Raw genomic sequence first — 16,538 nt, forward strand, 5'->3', positions numbered from 1 at the left:
TCTGGCCTCGGATGAAGAATGCGAAGAGCCAGAACAACTAATCCCAATTTGTAAATTTGTGCAAGCGGCCGCCGGCGCCCCCGTCACACGCCGACGCAACGGGCGTCGATCTCGGTCAGAACGCTGTCGTCTCCGAAGCCGCCGGCCTTGGAAATGAACCACTCGATGCCGCCGTTCGGCCGATTGCAGGCGCCGACGACGATGCCGGGCAGGATTTCATCGACGAGGTCCACCGATTCGATGCCCAGCGCCTCGGCCACGGCCATCGACGTGCTGCCGCCCGTCGACACCACCGTCCGGCATGGCACCAGGGAGCAGATGCTGGCGGTGGCATAGCCGAGCTTTTCGGCCACCCGCTCGCCGTCCTCACGCGAGATCTTGTCCGGTCGCTCCCCATTCACCACCCGCAGGAGAATGTTCGGCTGGTTCCGGCCGGGCTCGCTGAGGCGCGCCTCGCAAGCGTTCCGGATATCGGCCGGCGGCGCGTCCGAGCGGATGTCGATGGTCCGGAACAGGCCGCTTTTGTCGGCATGCGCCGCCTGGCGGCGCGACACCTCCGTCAGGCTGCCCACCACCGAAACGATCGGCCGACGAAGCCTCACCTTGCGCCCCTCGCAGTCCGTCCATCCCTCCGGCGCGCTGAGGCGGGCCAGCGCCTCGGCAAAGCCGCCGGCGCCGACCGGCAGCAGATCGCCCGGCGCAAGCTGCCGCGCCAGCGCGGCGAGATGATGATCCTCGACGGCATCGGCAACCATCAGGCGGACGCCGCGCTCCAGCAGGGAGGCGATGGTCTGTCGAAGCGCCGCCTCGCCGGCCTCGATGTCCTGGAGGCCGATGTGACCGATCGGCAGGTCGGTCTGCAGGCAGAGAAGATCGGACACATTGGAGCTTGACAGCGGATGAAAGGGATCGCGCCCGATATCGCTCCGGTGCAGCGGCACGCCATCGAGATAGATCACGCCATCGAGACAGGTCCGGCCGGTCTTCGGCATGGCGGGGCAGATCAGCGCGGCGGCGAGGCCCATTCCCGCCAGCACGGCCTCGATCTCGCTGCCCGGGTTGCCCCGCATGGTGGAATCGATCTTCTTGAAGATGCGGTCATAGCCGGCGGCGCGGCACTGCCGGACCATGTCGAGCACCACGGCTCCCGCCTCGCCGGGATCGAGGAACCGCGTCTCGCTGGTGAGGGCGATATCGCTGTTGTCCCGATGCTTCCGGGCAAGGGCGTCGATATGCAGCAACAGCTCGATCTTCCGGCCGAAGCGGGCGAAATGAATGCCCGCGTCCCCGGCCCCGGTGTAGTCGTCGGCAATGATCGCGATCTTTTCAATTGGCATCATGACGAGCTCCTGCTCGGATCGGCTTGAGTTCGAGCTGAAACGTCTAGGTGGCGAGCGTCACATGCTTGATGTAATCGCGAAGATACGAGTAGCTGACCTGCACCCGCCCATCGCTCGTCTGGATGATGGACGGATAGGAATAGTCGCCGACGAAGGCGCCGCGATCGTCGTGGGCCGAACGGAGAGCGGGATCGGCCTCCAGCACCAGCTCCTTGCGCCAGCTCAGCCCGAGATCGGCCGAGGTGGAGAGGACGAGGGGATTGCGCGGCACCCCCCAGATGGCGCCATTCTCGATCGCCCCGCAGGCGGCGAGGAACGCCTGCCGATCCTTGATCCACGGCGGAACGGCGCTCTCGCCGGCGCGGCCGGCCGCCGCGATGGCATTGTAGACGATGGCGAGACGGCCATCCCCGAGCACGCGGGCCTGGATCGACGAGTTGTTGTTGGGCAGCGTCGTCGGCTCCGGCGGCGACCAGTTGAGGCCGCCGTCCTGCGACACGCTGCGGAAGACGCAGTCGGCCTGGCGCCGCCGGAAGAAAGCCACCTGGCAGTTCTCGAGGATGTCCATGTGGACGCATCCCCGGCTGTCCGGCACCGCCAGGAGGTCCCAACTGCCGCCCCCGTCGGCCGACACCTGCACGAGGCTCGAATCGTCGCCGAAGGCATTGTGCATGTCGCTGTGCCAGACCGGCAGGAGCAGCAGCCCCGACGGGTTGATCACCGGCGCATGGCGGATGAAGGTGCCCGGCCGCGCGATGAGATCGCGCGTCTCGCTCCACGTCCGGCCGTCGTCGGCCGACCGGCGGAGATGGACGACGGCCGTTCCCTGGTCGGCCTTGTCCTGGGCGGTGTAGAGAAGCCACACCTCGCCCGAGGGATGCCGGAACAGGGCCGGATTCTGTTCCGAGCGCATGGGGTCGTCCGACATCCTGACGGCGTCAAGCCAGGCGTCGCGGCCGCGGTCGTGCCGGGCGATGTAGATGCTGATATCCGAAGACCCCTCCATGGAGCCGCCGAACCAGGCGCAGAGGAGATCGCCGTTTCCGAGCTCCACGAGGTTGGAGGCGTGATTGCTCACGCAGGGCGTCGGTATTTTTTTCTCTTGAAGCACTTTCATGGGTGCGTTCCCGCTTTCGTGTCTTGCTTGCCGGCAGCGACGCGGGGGATGCCCTTGTTCAGGGACAGATCCTCCCTTTCCCGGCCGCCTCTGGTCAGGCGGCCGGGCCGATACGCATTCGGCTCGCTCGGTCAATCGGTGGACTAGGCGGTCTCTTTCTCAATCTCGGCCAGGCGGAGACAGGCGACCCGGTGCCCCTCTCCCTGGTCATGAAGCTCGGGGATCGACTGGGTGCAAATGTCCGCCGCGTAGGCGCAGCGCGGATGGAACCGGCAGCCGGCGGGCGGATCGATGGCGTTCGATACGTCGCCCTGCAGGATGATGCGCTTGCGTGTCCGCTCCAGATCCGGATCGGCCTCGGGCACGGCCGACAGCAGCGCCTTGGTGTAGGGATGCATCGGACGCCCGAACAGGTCGTCCTTGCTGGCGATTTCCATGATCTTGCCGAGATACATCACGGCGACCCGGTCGGAGATGTGCCGGACCACGGCCAAGTCATGGGCGATGAACAGGTAAGTCAGGTTGTACTTTTCCTGTATGTCCATCAGCAGATTGATGATTTGCGCCTGGATCGACACGTCGAGCGCCGAGATCGGTTCGTCGCAGACGATGAACTCCGGATTGCTGGCCAGCGCCCGGGCGATGCAGATGCGCTGCCTCTGGCCGCCGGAAAATTCGTGTGGATAGCGGTTGGCCACATTGGGATTGAGCCCGACGTCACGGATGAGCTGGGCGACGCGATGCTGGATATCCTTCTCCGGGCAGGTCTTGTGCACCCGCATCGGCTCGGCCAGCGCCTCGCCGATGGTCATGCGCGGGTTGAGCGTCGAATAAGGATCCTGAAAGACGATCTGCACCCGCTTGCGCATCGCTCGGAGCTCGTTGGCCGGCAGCCGGGCAAGGTCGACGCCGTCGAATTTCACGCTGCCGGACGTCGCCTTGTGCAATTGCAGCAGGGCAAAGCCGGTGGTCGACTTGCCGCAGCCCGATTCGCCGACGAGGCCGAGGGTCTCGCCCTGGTAGATCTCGAAGCTGACGCCATCGATGGCGTGGACCACGGCCGATTGGTTGCCGAAGGCTCCGAGCTTGACCGGAAAATGCTTGACCAGGTTCTCCACCACGACGAGCGGCTTCTGCTTTGCGTGCATATTCATTGCTCCACCCCCCGCTCGCGCACGTCGACCCAGCAGGCAACCCGGTGCGGCCTTTCGCCCCCGGCTCCCGAAACCGCCGCCAGCATGGGCACTTCGTCCTGGCAGCGACCGATTTTGTAGGCGCAGCGCGGCGCGAAGGGACAGCCGGTGGGTGGGCTGAAAAGGTTGGGCGGCGCCCCCGGAATCGACGGCAGGCGGCTGCCGGCCTCGGTCTTCAGGCTCGGGATCGATTTCAGGAGACCGATCGTGTAGGGGTGCAGCGGCGCCTTGTAGATGTCGTCGAGCACCGCTTCCTCGACGACGTAGCCGCCGTACATGACCATGATCCGGTCGACCATGCCGGCCAACAGGCTGAGGTCATGGGTGATCCAGATGATCGACATGTTCAGCTTTTCGCGCAGCCCCTTCACCAGCTCGACGATCTGCGCCTGGATGGTCACGTCGAGCGCCGTGGTCGGCTCGTCGGCGATCACCAGCGACGGCTCGTTGAGCAGCGCCATGGCGATCATCACCCGCTGGCGCATGCCGCCCGACAACTGGTGCGGATACTCGTTCAGCCGGTGCTCGGCGTTGGAGATGCCGACCATCTTCAGGTATCTGGCGGCCTGCTTCAGCGCCTCGGCCTTCGCTATCTTCCTGTGATAGACGATGCCCTCGACGAGCTGGTCGCCGATCTTCATGAACGGATTGAGCGAGGTCATCGGGTCCTGGAAGATCATGCCGACCTTGGATCCGCGGATGGAATTGACCCGGCTGACGCTGGCGTGGGTGATGTCCTCGCCATCGAGCAGCACCTCGCCCTCGGTGATCTGCGCCGCCGGCGGCAACAGCCGGATCAGGCTCATCATCGACACGCTCTTGCCGCAGCCCGATTCGCCGACCACGCCCAGCATCTCGCCCTTGTCGAGGCTGAACGACACGCCGTTGACGGCATGGAGATAGCCGTTTCGCACCTTGAAGCGCGTGTGCAGATTGTTGACTTCCAGGAGCTTGGTCACGACGCCCTCCCCTTCTTGTCGTTGTTGCGCGCTCATTTCCATTGCCGCGGATTGAGGGCGTCGTTCAGGCCGTCGCCGAGGAAGCTGAACGCGATGGTGACGATCGCCAGCACCGCCGCCGGCGCGGCAAGCACGTGCGGGTAGAGCTGCCAGATGCGCAGGCCGTCGCTGATCATGTTGCCCCAGCTCGGAATGGGCGGACGCACGCCGACGCCGAGGAAGCTGAAGGAAGATTCCAGCACCATGGCCTCGCCCAGCGAGGCGCTGATGTAGACGATGATCGGGCCGAGCGCGTTGGGGATGACGTAGCGGCGGACGATCTTGGCCGTCGGCACGCCGAGCGCCTCGGCCGCCAGCACGTAGTTCTTGTTGCGGATCGACAGGATCTGGCCGCGGACGATACGGGCGGCCTTCGGCCACTTGATCAGCGCCAGCGAGCCGAACACCAGCACGAAGTCGACCCAGATGGTGTTGCGATAGAACTCGTTGCCGGTGGCGAGGAAGCGGGCGTCCATCCAGTTCACCAGCGGCGGCTTCAGCGACACGTTGATCACGATGACGAGGAGCAGCGAGGGAATCGACATGGTGATATCGATCAGCCACACCACGAAGGCGTCGATCTTGCCGCCGAAGTAGCCGCCGAGCGCGCCCATGAACAGGCCGATCACCAGGCTGAACGACACCGTCGAGAAGCCGACGATGACGGCGGTCCGCGAGCCGTAGATGACGCGGCTCATGATGTCGCGTCCGAGGTCGTCGGTGCCGAACCAGTGCTGCCACGACGGCGGCTGGTTACGCGCCATCAGGTCCTGGCTCAGGAAGTCGTAGGGCGTGATGTACGGGCCGAATATGGCGACAAAGAACAGGAAGAGGACCAGCACCATGCCGACGATCGCCAGCCGGTTAGCGATCAGACGGATGAAGGCATCCTTGGCCAGGCTGAACTGCTTTTCTTCCTGCTGCAAAGGGAGAGCTTGGTCCGTCATCATTCATCCTCCGTCTTTTTTGCGGCGGCGCGGGGGTCGAGCAGCGGATAGGAGATGTCCACGAGGAGGTTGGAGGCCATGACGACGATCGAGAAGATCAGCACGATCGCCAGGATGACCGGATAATCCGACGACTTGATCGCCGTCTCGGTCATCCGGCCGAGGCCCGGCAGGCCGAACACCTTCTCGATGAGGATCGAGTTGTTCAGCGTGGCGATCACCAGGAGGCCGATCTGGCTGACCACCGGGGTCAGCACCGGCCGCATGATGTGGCGCATCACCACCTGATAGTTGGGAATGCCCTTGGCGCGGGCGGTGCGCACGTAGTCCTCGCTCAGCACCTCCAGCACGCCGGCGCGCGCCTGGCGGATGATCAGCGCCATCGGGTTGAGGCCGAGCACCAGGAGCGGCACGATCACCTTGGTGTCGAACAGGCCGGCCCAGCCGTAGGGAACGTTGAGGTTCAGCACCAGGACCATGAAGACGATGATCAGCGGGCCGGCGACGAACACCGGAATGCCCCAGATGACCAGCGCGAAGCCGACGATGAGGTTGTCGAGCCACTTGTTCTGGTTGAGGGCGGCGATCACGCCGAGGACGATGCCGACCAGCGACACGATGACGATGGCCGACAGGCCGATCTTCAGCGTCACCGGCACCGCGGCGGCGATCATCGAGTTGACCGACCGGCCCGACACCAGCGAGTTGCCGAAATTGCCCTGGGCGACGTTCACGACGTAGTCCCAGAACTGGACCAGGAACGGACGGTTCAGGCCGGCCGCTTCGCGGATCGCCTCGACGCGCGCCGGATCATAGGCAACGTCGCCGGGGGCCTGCAGGAAGATGAGCTTGATCGGGTCGCCGGCACCGAAATACACCAGTGCATAGACGAGCAGGAGAAGGATGAAGACAGATGGTATCCACCTGACAAGTCTACTGACTATATAGCGCCCCATGGGGTATCCTCCGGCAAATTCCGGAGCATTCGTGGATCGGACCGAAAAGTCCTGTCGTCAGGCGAACGCTCCAGCTTCTTTTTCTTCAGCTTTTTCTTCAGCGGCCGTTTTTCGCTCGGGTCGCATCAACCCGACCGACGAATGCCTTAGGCATAGGGGAGCGGGCGAAGACATCGCCTCTCTGCCCGCTCCTCTTTTGGCATGGGTCCTTACGGGCGCTTCTCTTCGTCGATGGTGACGTTCCAGGGCTCGATGACTTGCCAGTCATCGTTCTTGTCGAAGTTCTGCACCCAGGGCATCGCCCACTTCGACATCACGTCGTAGTAGTAGGGAATGTACATCCAGTCTTCGCGGAACAGGCGCTGCGCCTTCTGGGCGAAGCCGACGCGATCCGGATCGTCGACGCCCTTGGCGGCAGCTTCCTCGAGGAGCTTGTCGACCTCTTCGTTCTTGTACCCGCCCATCTTGTTGAGAGCATTGCCGGATCCCGAGTGGATGGCGCCCATCAGGTAGGAAACCGCGTCCGGCACGCGCGTGCCGACGTCGTCGCGGAACACCTGGACGCTCTTCTGGTCCGGGCCGGCATAGGTCTCGATGGCCGGCTTCATCTCGGTGCCCTGGATGCCCAGGATCTTGCGCCATTGTTCGGCGACATACTGGGCGGCCGCCTCATGCGTCGGCGTGGAGATGCCGACGAACATGATCTTGGGAAGATGACCACCATCCTTGTACTTGGAGGCCGCGAGCGCCGCCTTGGCCGCTTCCGGGTCGAACGGATAGTTCGGGAAGTCCGGATCGACGCCGGGCACCTTGTTGAGGATCTGGCCGGCCGCCGTGAATGGCCCTTCGGGGAAGGCCGCAAGGGCGAGCTCCTGCGAGTTGACCGACATGGTCAGCGCCTTGCGGACGTTGATGTCGTCCATCGGCGGCTTGGAGATGTCGAACCAGAACTGCTGGCCCTTGGCGAGCGGCGGGCCATCGAGGAAATCGGCGCCGAGGTCCTGGATGATGGTCGGCGTGATCAGCTCGGTAGCGGCATCCATTTCGCCGCGCTTCAGCATCAGCGTCGCCGTGATCGGATCGGACACGGTGGTGATCACCACCTTCTCGAGCTTGGGCTTCGGACCGAAGAAGTTCGGATTGGGCACCATGGTGACGATGCCCTGATCGAGGTCCATGCTCTCCGGCATGAACGGACCGGAGACGACGACGCCGTTTTCCGGCCGCCACCAGTCGGTCTTCTCGGCGCCGCTGTCGTCGACGGCCTGCGAGATCTTCACCGGCGGAATCAGGGCGGTGGCGATCTTCTGGTCGAAGATGGGATCCGGCACCGCCAGCTTGACGGTGACCGTGCCGTCGCCGGCGACCGAAAGACCGGTCATGTCCTTGGCCTTGCCGAGCACCACATCGCTGAAGCCCTCGACATCGCCCAGGAACAGGTTGACGCGGGCATGCTTGGTTGCCGGGCGGGCACAGAGGTTCCAGGTACCGACGAGATCCTCGGCGGTGATCTTCGAACCGTCGGAGAAGACGGCCTTCGGGTCGATGGCGAGCGTCCAGGTCTTGAAGCTTCCGTCATGGGTGGCGCTCGACAGCACGTAAGGCGTCAGCTTGCCGTCCTTGTCGAAATACATCGGCGCCGCCCACCACAGCGACTGCCAGCGGCCGACGTGCCCGCCGCCCTGCAACGGCGACCAGCTCTGCTCGAGGGCCGGATGGGCGATGTTCAGCACCTGATCGGCCCAGGCGGGAACGGCGGTCGACAGCGCCGCCGCCGCAAGCCCGATCATCAGGTATTTCCGGAAGTCCTTCATGGATGTCTCCTCTCCATAATTTTATCATCCGTACTCAGCGCTCCTCCAAGCGCCTTGGCAGCATCAAACGCAAACGATGTGCCAACCTATCTATTATATTGAATTATCTGGATTTTCTATTGCCGCAAGGTTGGGAAGACCCAACGATTGCTGAAAGATGCCGGAGCGGCTGGTGCAATACGCAACGGCGCTCTCTTGCCTTTCGCCCTGGCCGCTTCCATGCTCCCGGCGGGAGGAAACCATGGTCATTGCATTCATCGCGCCGCACGAGCGCATCAGCATTGCCGCCCAGAGCATCGTCGAAGCGTCGGGTTATCCGGCAAAGGTCTATCTCGGCGACCTGCAGCAGGGTGTCCGGGCGGCGCGGCAGGCCATCGCCGAAGGCGCCAGGATCATCATCAGCCGCGGTGGCACCGCGCGCCTCATCCGCCAGGAGCTCGGCGTCGAGGTGATCGAGGTCGAGGCGTCGGTGCAGCGCACCCTCGCCTACGTCTACAAGGAAACCACGGAAGAAACGAAGATCGCCGTCGCCGGCTTCGAGCCGCTAATCAACCTGGTGGCGCCGGTGTGCGACGTGCTCGGCCGCACCTACCGGTCCTTCGAGCTGAAGGAAAAGTCGTCCTTCCAGGTGCAGATGGACCGGATCGGCAAATGGGACCCGGACGTCGTCATCGGCGACGCCATCGCCTATCACTGGGCGCAGGCGCGGGGCCTCGACGCCTACCTGATCGAATCCAGCCTGGAGACGCTGCTCGACGCCTTCGAGCGCGCCATGCTGGTCTACAACAACCTCTGCCGCTACATCCTCGCCGAGGAGAAGCTCGCCACCGTGCTCGACTGTTCGCGGGAGGGCGCCATCCTGGTCAATCGGGAAGGCGTCATCGAGGAGATCAACCGGCAGGGCTGCGACATCCTGTCGCAGTCGCGCGAGGAGCTGATCGGCGCCCTGCTCTCCGACTATTTCGACAGCACCGAGCTCAGCAGGGCTTTCCGCAAGAACCAGACCGCCCGCAACATGCTCGTCAACTACCGCGACGAGAAACTGGCGCTCGATCACATCACGGTGTCGGCCGACGGCCAGACCGGCAGCGCGTCGGTCATCCTGTTCCAGCCCGTCCAGAAGATCCAGGACGCCGGCAACGTCATTCGCAGGAAGCTCGCCGACAGCGGCTTCTACGCCAAATACACCTTCGACGACATCTTCTTTGCCAGCGAAAAGATGCGCCAGTTGGTGGCGGTGGCAAAACAGTACAGCCAAAGCGACAGCAACATCATGATCGTCGGCGAGACCGGCACCGGCAAGGAGCTGTTCGCCCAGTCCATCCACAACGCCGGGCCGCTCGCCAAGGGCCCCTTCGTGGCGGTGAACTGCGCGGCGCTGCCCGGCGCGCTGCTCGAGAGCGAACTGTTCGGCTATGCGCCGGGCGCCTTCACCGGCGCCGCCCGCTCGGGCAAGATCGGCCTGTTCGAGCTCGCCCACGAGGGAACGCTGTTCCTCGACGAGCTGACGGAGATGGACTTTTTCCTGCAGTCCAAGCTGCTCAGGGCGCTGCAGACGCAGGAGATCATGCGGGTCGGCGGCAACAAGATCATCCCGATCAAGGTCCGCATCATCGCCACCACCAATCGGAAGCCGCTCGAGGAGATCCAGCAGGGCCGCCTGCGCGCCGACCTGTTCTATCGCCTCAACACGCTGGACCTGAAAATCCCGCCGCTGCGCGAGCGGGAGAACGACCCCGAGCAACTGTTCGAACTGTTCCTCGCCAGGAAGTGCGAGCGGCGCGGCATCGCCATGCCGGCGATCCCCGAAAAGATCCTGACGCTGCTGCGCCGCTATTCCTGGCCGGGCAACGTCCGGGAGCTCGAGAATCTTGCCGAGAAATACGCGACGCTGCACACGCTGTCGCCGTTCGACATGCCATTGATGACCGAGTTCGCCAGCATAGGCATGACGGGCGCCGACGACGAAAATCAGCAGGAGGCGACGCTCGAGGATTTCATCGTCGCCAAGGTCAGCAAAGTATTCCGGGCCGAAAACGGTAACGTCACCCGCACCGCCCAGCGTCTCGGCATCGACCGCAATACCGTCAAGCGCTGGCTGGACAAAGCGCCGGATAAGGTTCCTGCCTAAGCGTGCCGGGGTGCCAGCCGCAGCATGCGGAGTGCGAGGCAGGCCGCCCCGAAGCCGTTGTCGATATTGACGGTGGCAAGGCCGGGCGCACAGGAGGCGAGCGCCGACGACAGCGCCGCCCGTCCGCCCTCGGCGACGCCATAGCCGACGGAGGTCGGCACCGCGATGACCGGAGCGTCGACGAGACCGGCCAGCACGGAGAATAGCGCGCCTTCCATGCCGGCCACCGCGACCACCACCGCGTGACGGCGGATCGCCTCGATCTCAGACATCAGCCGCCACAGGCCGGCAACGCCGACGTCGCCAATGAGGTGTGCGCCTTCGCCATGGAAGGCGAGCGTGCGTTCGGCCTCCCTGGCCACGGGCAGATCGGAGGTACCGGCGGCAACGATGCAGACCCGCGCCGGGGCCACGACCACGGCAGGCCCCAGAACGGCGGTATGGGAGAGAGGATCGAAGTCGAGCCGCGCCGCGAGGTCGGCCGGCAAGGCTTCAAGAGCCGTCGCCGAGAGCCGGGTGAGCAACAGCCGCTGTTCCCCGGCCGATCGCAGGATAGCCGTGAGCTGCAGGGTGCTCTTGCCGGCACAGAATATCGCTTCCGTCACTCCCGTTCGTCGCTCACGGTCCCAGTCGATCAGAAAGTCGTCGCTCATTGCATCGATCGCCCATCGCGCGCGTCCGTGGACGCAGGCCGCAGGAAGGCCGAACCGCGCCGGTAGGGACGCAGACCAACGAAGATGCGGCCGGCCTCGTCGCAGAGACGGGCCGCCAGGGAAGCGACGGCTTCGCTCTCATCGTTAGCAGGCAAAGGATCGGCCTCGACAACCGTGCCGGCGGCGGTGACGCGACAGCGCAAATGGGCCGCTTGCGGCAAAAGTGGCGCCAGCGCCGTTTCCACCCGTTCGACGAAGGCAAGCGTCGGAGCGTCGACGACATGCCCGGTTTCGATGCGGCTGGCAAGACAGGGCTGCGCCGGCAGCGCGGCGAGATCGTCGAGCCCAAGGGCAGCGGCCAGCGCGTAGACGTCACGCTTGGCAAGCCCCGCCTCGACAAAGGGATGGACGACCTGGTGATCCTCGGCTGCCCTGAGACCCGGACGATAGTCGCCGAGATCGTCGAGGTTCGTGCCGGAAGCGGTCGGCAGGCCGGCAACGGATCGAATGCGACCGTAGAGCCGGCTCTTGCAAAAGAAGCAGCGATCGACCGGGTTGGCGCGATAGGTCGGATCGTCAAGCTCGCCGGCATCGACGACCCGAAGCTGCCACCCGAAACGGTGCGCATGGGCCCGGACACGCTCCGTCGCCGCGGCGGGCACCGCCGGCGAGGCAGCGTGGAAGGCCACGAGCCGCGTCCGCGTGCGGTCGTGGACGACGTGGGCGAGCACCATGCTGTCGACGCCGCCGCTGACGGCGACGGCCAGCGTCGAAAAACGTTCGATCGTCTCGACGAGCCGCGCGGGAACCGGGTCAGTCGTCATGGTTCCTCTCCGTCAGGCGGGCCATCCTTCGACGGGCGGCGAGACCATCGAGACGGCCGATGTCGTCGGCCTCGATCTTCCGGGTAACGCTGCCGTCCGGCCGGGTCACGGCCTTCAGCCGCAGGGAGCCGCCGGAACCGGCAGCCGTTTCCGCGCGCCGGTCGAGCACGCGGCGCTCGACCATGTGCCAGCGAACACCGATCGTCGACGTCTCGACAAGACAGAGGTCGACCACCTCGTCGCGGCGCGCCGGATCGACCAACAGGCGAAACGTGGTCAGCGGCCGGGATTTCTTGCCGAGATGCGCGGCGAGAGCGAGATCGAAAACGCCGGGCGTCGCCCTGAGGCGCTCGGCGGCGTGGCCAATCTCCTCGCCGGTCATGTCATCGACGTCGAAGGCGACGACGAAAACGGCATCCCGCGTCGGCAATGGCCGCGCGGCGATGTCATGCACCATCGCCCGCAGAATGTTGGGTATGCCCGGCAGCTCGCGCGTGCCGGCTCCCAGGCCGCTGGCGAGCAGCCTCGCACTCGCCGGCGGACGAGCAGCGGCATCGACGAGATGGGCGAGAATAGCCGCGCCGGTCGGCGTCACCCGCTCCCCGGCGACCCCGTCGTCCACGAGGCGGAAGCCTTCGAGCAGCAGCGCCGTTGCCGGCGCCGGCACCGGCAGCAGGCCGTGACGGGTGCGGACGCGGCCGCCGCCGCGCGGCAGATCCGACACGCTCCAGGTCACCTCGCCGAGCGCGGCGATGATCGAGCCGGCGGCCGTGACGTCGGCAAGCGAATCCCAGTCGGCAATCTCGTGAAAATGCACGGCGGAAAGCGGCACGCCGTGCACCCGGCTCTCTGCTTCGCCAAGCCGGCGCAGGATTCCCAAGGCCTCCTCGGCGCTGCCCGGCGCCAGCGGAGCAGCCCGGATCAAGGCGACGATGTCGTCGTAGCGGACGGGCGCCGACGGCCTTGCTCCATCCACCGGTCCTCGGGGATGTCCATGATCATGGTGATGATCATGAGGAGGGTCGTCGCGATCAACCGGCGACACCAGGGCGAAGCGCCGGACGGCGAGGCCGCCGCTCGTACCGCGCGTGATGTCGATCCGTCCCGCCGCCACGGGCAGCACCGCCGCAAGGTCGGCCCGTACCCGCGCCTCGAGATCCGGCAGAGCATCGAGCATGGCGGCCACGAACATGTCGCCGGCAATACCGCCGACGGCATCCAGGTGAACGTGCCGCCGAATGTCCATGCCGCCTTGCCCGTTGTCCCGGGAAGTCCTCATGTCGGTGGTCCTCAATGCGGCCACGGGTCGAGGAGCCGGCCGTCGCCGTCGAAGCGCATGGCCCTTGCCTCCCCGATGACGTCGACACCCGGCCTCGACAGGAGCTCGGGCAGCAGCGCCTCGGAAGCGTAGAGATACTCGAGATGCAACGTGTTCGGAATCCGGATCATGCTAATGGCGTCCGGCCGATGCGATTCGCAGGTCTTCACCGCCGCCTGGATCGCGGTCCTGTCGTCCGGCATGGCCATCGGCAAAGCGGCGGCGATCAACACGCCCGAGGTCAGCGAGTTGGTGTAGACCGCCTCCCTGTCGAACCGGTTGAACAGGCGCTCGGTGATGACGTCGGCACGCGCGACGCCGTTGGCATTGCCCTCGCTCTTGTCGGTCACGTCCAGCACGACAATGCGCGACACCGACGGACCGCCGCTGATCGCCCGGGTGGACGGCCGGCCATTGATGTTGGGATCCATGCCGCTGCCGGAGAATTCCTTGCCGACATAGTCGACGACGAGCACGTCGAGCGGCCCCGAGGCGAGCGGCTGGTCGAGCGGGCCGAGCGGCAGGCGCGGCATGTTGGCCATGGCGATGGCGAGATAGTCGCGCTCGCGTTCGATCATGCCGTCCGTCGGCAGCACCACGACCTGCGACAAGCGGTCGTAGGCATTCTCGATGGTGGCGATGCCGAACAGCACGCGGCAGGTGGCGAGCTTCACCCGCGCCATCTCGACGATGAACCGGCCGACGTAATCGAAACCCCAGGCATGGCAATTGTCGGCACCCGACTGCTTGCCGAGCCCGATCGACAGCATCTTGACGAGGCCGCTCTCGTTGGGCGCGCGGAAGGCGCTGTGCGGCTTGATGCGGTTGAACAGCACGATGCCGTCGGCTTCAAAGGCCAACTTGTCGATGCGGACCGACATGCCGTTGGCGAGCCGGCCGACCTCGACGGTCTCCATGCTGGAGCGGATCGGACAGCCGGCGCTCGCCTCGGTCACGCCGAGATGCGCCAGCACCTTCGTCTGGCCTTCGGCGGTGGCGCCGCCGTGGCTGCCCATCGCCGGCACGATGAACGGCACGGCGCCGCGTGTCCTGAGCTCGCCGACGATCGCCCGTACGAGCTCGGGCAGCGCGGCAAGCCCCCGGCTGCCGACCGTGAGCGCCACCGACATTCCCGGCCGGATGGTCTCGGCCACGCAAGCGGCGCCTGCCATGGCCTCGTGAACGGCTCTTTCCGGCGAGGGTGCGTCGACCGCAGGGAAGGTCTGGCGCACCAGCGCCATCTTGGGAAGGGCGACGTTCTCGACCAGCCTGACGTAGCTCGGCTGCATGCTTGTTCTCCGCGGTCGGGATAGTCCGGCCCGTTACGCCGGACGAACCAGGAAGCGTGCGTCGACCTTGCGCCCTTCGAGGAGCGCCACGAGATTGCGGCAGGTCATGACGGAGAGCTCGCGCCGCGCCTCCTCGGTGACGCCGCCGACGTGCGGGCTGACGATCACGTTGGGGAACGACCAGAGCGGGTTGGCGGCGGCCGGCGGCTCCGGCGCGAAGACATCGAGGCCGGCAGCGGCGATGCCGCCGCTCCTGAGCGCCTCGACGAGCGAAGGCTCGTCCACCACTTCGCCGCGGGCCGTGTTGATCAGGACGGCATCCCGCTTCATCGCCGCCAGCGCACGCGCACCGATCATGCCACGCGTCTCCTCCGTCAGCGGGCAGTGCAGGCTGACGATATCGGCCCTGGAGAGCAGCGTGTCGAGCTCTGTCACCTTTTCGGCATGGGGACCGAAGGCCGCATCGGAGATGTAAGGATCGTAGGCGATCGTCTTCAAGCCGAACGGAACGGCCAGCCGGGCGACGACGCTGCCGATGGCACCGATGCCGACGATGCCCAGGGTACGGCCGCGTAGCTCGTGACCGCGATAGGCCTTCTTTTCCCAGCCGCCGCCGCGCACGAAAGCGTCCTGGGCCCGTAGATCCTTGGCCAGCGCCAGCATGAGCGTCAGCGCATGCTCGGCCACGGAGTGGGCATTGGCACCGACGGCAGCCAGCACGGGAATGCCAAGCGCGGCGGCGGCGGCGATATCGATGTCGTTGGTGCCGGCGCCGTGCTTGGCGACCGCCTTCAGCTTCGGCGACGCCATCATGACCTCGGCGTCGACACGCTCGATCAGCCTCACCACCAGCGCGTCGGGCTGGATCTCGGCAAGAAGGGTAAGGAGTTCCGTCTTGCCGGGATAGGGACCGGTCGACAGTGAGACGATGCCGGCGGCGCGGAGGATCTCCTCGCCCTCGGGCGCCACCGGTCCGCCGAGACTGAGGACGGTGAAGGGCATGGGTTCACACTCCGGAGAAGGGCGGTGCGCCAGGCAGCGGGCGAAAGAGCCGGCGGCCGCCTCAGGCGACGGCCTCGGCAAAGGTCTTCGAGACCAGCGCCACCTTGTCGTTGACCTCGTCGGTGACGATCGCCGGACCGCGGCTCCTGCCGACCTCCGGCATGGCGAGAGAGAGGGCGCGCTTGACCATGGTGGGCGGGAAGCCGTGGGCATAGAGCGCCTTGCGCAACGCGCCATAGTGGGCCTGGGCGGCGTCGGCGCCGGCATTGTCGCCGGCGACATGCGCCTTCCAGATGGCGTTCAGCGTCAGCGGCGCGATATTGCCGAGGCCGGAGATGCAGCCGGCGGCGCCGTTTCTGAGGCCATGCAGGATCAGATGATCCGGCCCGACCAGCACGTCGAAATCCTTGCGCGGCCGGGCGACGGCAAGGAAGCCGTCGAGGCTTTCCTCGGAGCCGGCGCTGTCCTTGATGCCGACGATGTTCGGGTGCTCGGCGAGCCGCGCGGCCGTCTCCAGCTCGATCCTGTTCCCGGTGCGGGCCGGTATGTTGTAGAGATAGACCGGCACCGAAAGCGCATCGGCGACGCGCGTATAGTGAGTGACCAGCTCATCCTGCGAGCAGGCGATGAACGATGGCGCCACCACCGAAACGGCGGCGACCCCCAGCTTATCCACCGCCTTGCCGAGGGCGATGGTCTGGTGCGTCGAGATCTCGCCGATATGGGCGAGCACCGGCACGCGGCCGGCCGCAGCCTCGACGCAGGTTTTCGCCACCCGCACCTTCTCCTCGAAGGACAGCGTGTAGAACTCGCCGTTGGTGCCGGCGCAGAACACGCCGTTGCCGGCCGCCGCCTGGCGCTCGACCTGCCGGGCGAGCGCCGCGACGTTGACTTCCTCCCGGTCGTCGAACGGGGTGACGATGGCGACGAAGGGGCCTTGGGTGTTGCTCATCAGG

Annotated in this window: 14 protein-coding genes; 1 reads left to right on the forward strand and 13 read right to left on the reverse strand. The window is 65.9% G+C overall.

From position 1 onward, the window contains the following. Window positions 1-83: 83 nt before the first annotated feature. The 7 genes from CJ014_RS12215 to CJ014_RS12245 all read right to left on the reverse strand — a co-directional run bounded on the left by CJ014_RS12215 (window position 84) and on the right by CJ014_RS12245 (window position 8,365). Window positions 84-1,340 carry a four-carbon acid sugar kinase family protein gene (locus CJ014_RS12215; RefSeq protein ID WP_100080763.1) on the reverse strand — a complete coding sequence of 419 codons (1,257 nt, stop codon included), beginning with the start codon at window positions 1,338-1,340 and terminating at the stop codon, window positions 84-86. Window positions 1,341-1,383: 43 nt separating this feature from the next. After that, entirely contained in the window at window positions 1,384-2,457 is a 1,074-nt protein-coding gene (locus CJ014_RS12220; RefSeq protein ID WP_100080764.1) for a sialidase family protein, read from the reverse strand. Window positions 2,458-2,600: 143 nt separating this feature from the next. Beyond that, the gene (locus CJ014_RS12225) at window positions 2,601-3,611 is read right to left on the reverse strand and encodes an ABC transporter ATP-binding protein (RefSeq protein WP_425351911.1); all 1,011 of its coding nucleotides are present in this window, start codon (window positions 3,609-3,611) and stop codon (window positions 2,601-2,603) included. Further along, a complete protein-coding gene (locus CJ014_RS12230) occupies window positions 3,608-4,609 on the reverse strand; it encodes an ABC transporter ATP-binding protein (protein WP_100080766.1) in 1,002 nt (333 codons plus the stop codon). The genes CJ014_RS12225 and CJ014_RS12230 overlap by 4 nt, the downstream gene beginning before the upstream one ends. 32 nt (window positions 4,610-4,641) lie before the next feature. Beyond that, window positions 4,642-5,598 (reverse strand): ABC transporter permease, encoded by a 957-nt coding sequence (locus tag CJ014_RS12235; RefSeq protein ID WP_100080767.1) that lies wholly within the window; start codon window positions 5,596-5,598, stop codon window positions 4,642-4,644. Beyond that, window positions 5,595-6,551 carry an ABC transporter permease gene (locus tag CJ014_RS12240; protein WP_100080768.1) on the reverse strand — a complete coding sequence of 319 codons (957 nt, stop codon included), beginning with the start codon at window positions 6,549-6,551 and terminating at the stop codon, window positions 5,595-5,597. Before CJ014_RS12240 ends, CJ014_RS12235 begins: the two co-directional genes overlap by 4 nt. 209 nt (window positions 6,552-6,760) lie before the next feature. Continuing rightward, window positions 6,761-8,365 (reverse strand): ABC transporter substrate-binding protein, encoded by a 1,605-nt coding sequence (locus CJ014_RS12245; RefSeq protein ID WP_100080769.1) that lies wholly within the window; start codon window positions 8,363-8,365, stop codon window positions 6,761-6,763. A 241-nt stretch (window positions 8,366-8,606) separates the two neighbouring features. Here CJ014_RS12245 and CJ014_RS12250 point away from each other — a divergent pair, with 241 nt between their 5' ends. Next, window positions 8,607-10,496, forward strand: coding sequence for a sigma 54-interacting transcriptional regulator (locus CJ014_RS12250; protein WP_165790829.1), 1,890 nt, complete (start codon window positions 8,607-8,609; stop codon window positions 10,494-10,496). Here the strand turns inward: CJ014_RS12250 and larB are convergent. The 6 genes from larB to CJ014_RS12280 form a co-directional block, all read right to left on the reverse strand. Next, window positions 10,493-11,149, reverse strand: a complete 657-nt coding sequence (gene larB / locus CJ014_RS12255) for a nickel pincer cofactor biosynthesis protein LarB (protein WP_100080771.1) — start codon at window positions 11,147-11,149, stop codon at window positions 10,493-10,495. The two genes, CJ014_RS12250 and larB, sit on opposite strands and share 4 nt — an antisense overlap. Further along, window positions 11,146-11,973 (reverse strand): ATP-dependent sacrificial sulfur transferase LarE, encoded by an 828-nt coding sequence (gene larE, locus CJ014_RS12260; protein ID WP_100080772.1) that lies wholly within the window; start codon window positions 11,971-11,973, stop codon window positions 11,146-11,148. Before larE ends, larB begins: the two co-directional genes overlap by 4 nt. Further along, on the reverse strand, window positions 11,963-13,252 hold the full coding sequence (gene larC, locus CJ014_RS12265) for a nickel pincer cofactor biosynthesis protein LarC (RefSeq protein WP_245427284.1): 1,290 nt from the start codon (window positions 13,250-13,252) through the stop codon (window positions 11,963-11,965). Before larC ends, larE begins: the two co-directional genes overlap by 11 nt. Window positions 13,253-13,263: 11 nt before the next feature. Further along, window positions 13,264-14,580 (reverse strand): nickel pincer cofactor-dependent isomerase, group 22, encoded by a 1,317-nt coding sequence (locus CJ014_RS12270; RefSeq protein ID WP_100080774.1) that lies wholly within the window; start codon window positions 14,578-14,580, stop codon window positions 13,264-13,266. Between the two features lie 33 nt (window positions 14,581-14,613). Continuing rightward, window positions 14,614-15,582, reverse strand: coding sequence for a hydroxyacid dehydrogenase (locus CJ014_RS12275; RefSeq protein WP_100080775.1), 969 nt, complete (start codon window positions 15,580-15,582; stop codon window positions 14,614-14,616). 61 nt (window positions 15,583-15,643) lie between these two features. After that, the gene (locus tag CJ014_RS12280; protein WP_100080776.1) at window positions 15,644-16,534 is read right to left on the reverse strand and encodes a dihydrodipicolinate synthase family protein; all 891 of its coding nucleotides are present in this window, start codon (window positions 16,532-16,534) and stop codon (window positions 15,644-15,646) included. Window positions 16,535-16,538 lie beyond the last annotated feature (4 nt).

Origin of the sequence: Pleomorphomonas carboxyditropha (genome assembly GCF_002770725.1) — a bacterium.
GTDB classification, from domain to species: domain Bacteria; phylum Pseudomonadota; class Alphaproteobacteria; order Rhizobiales; family Pleomorphomonadaceae; genus Pleomorphomonas; species Pleomorphomonas carboxyditropha.

What these genes read in the sequence shown, in the direction of transcription:
- CJ014_RS12275 (WP_100080775.1), bottom strand. Translation starts at nt 15,582, where the DNA reads ATGCCCTTCACCGTCCTCAGTCTCGGCGGACCGGTGGCGCCCGAGGGC.
- larB (WP_100080771.1), bottom strand. Translation starts at nt 11,149, where the DNA reads ATGAGCGACGACTTTCTGATCGACTGGGACCGTGAGCGACGAACGGGA.
- CJ014_RS12235 (WP_100080767.1), bottom strand. Translation starts at nt 5,598, where the DNA reads ATGATGACGGACCAAGCTCTCCCTTTGCAGCAGGAAGAAAAGCAGTTC.
- CJ014_RS12270 (WP_100080774.1), bottom strand. Translation starts at nt 14,580, where the DNA reads ATGCAGCCGAGCTACGTCAGGCTGGTCGAGAACGTCGCCCTTCCCAAG.
- CJ014_RS12240 (WP_100080768.1), bottom strand. Translation starts at nt 6,551, where the DNA reads ATGGGGCGCTATATAGTCAGTAGACTTGTCAGGTGGATACCATCTGTC.
- CJ014_RS12220 (WP_100080764.1), bottom strand. Translation starts at nt 2,457, where the DNA reads ATGAAAGTGCTTCAAGAGAAAAAAATACCGACGCCCTGCGTGAGCAAT.
- CJ014_RS12280 (WP_100080776.1), bottom strand. Translation starts at nt 16,534, where the DNA reads ATGAGCAACACCCAAGGCCCCTTCGTCGCCATCGTCACCCCGTTCGAC.
- CJ014_RS12225 (WP_425351911.1), bottom strand. Translation starts at nt 3,611, where the DNA reads ATGAATATGCACGCAAAGCAGAAGCCGCTCGTCGTGGTGGAGAACCTG.
- CJ014_RS12215 (WP_100080763.1), bottom strand. Translation starts at nt 1,340, where the DNA reads ATGATGCCAATTGAAAAGATCGCGATCATTGCCGACGACTACACCGGG.
- CJ014_RS12250 (WP_165790829.1), top strand. Translation starts at nt 8,607, where the DNA reads ATGGTCATTGCATTCATCGCGCCGCACGAGCGCATCAGCATTGCCGCC.
- larC (WP_245427284.1), bottom strand. Translation starts at nt 13,252, where the DNA reads ATGAGGACTTCCCGGGACAACGGGCAAGGCGGCATGGACATTCGGCGG.
- CJ014_RS12245 (WP_100080769.1), bottom strand. Translation starts at nt 8,365, where the DNA reads ATGAAGGACTTCCGGAAATACCTGATGATCGGGCTTGCGGCGGCGGCG.
- larE (WP_100080772.1), bottom strand. Translation starts at nt 11,973, where the DNA reads ATGACGACTGACCCGGTTCCCGCGCGGCTCGTCGAGACGATCGAACGT.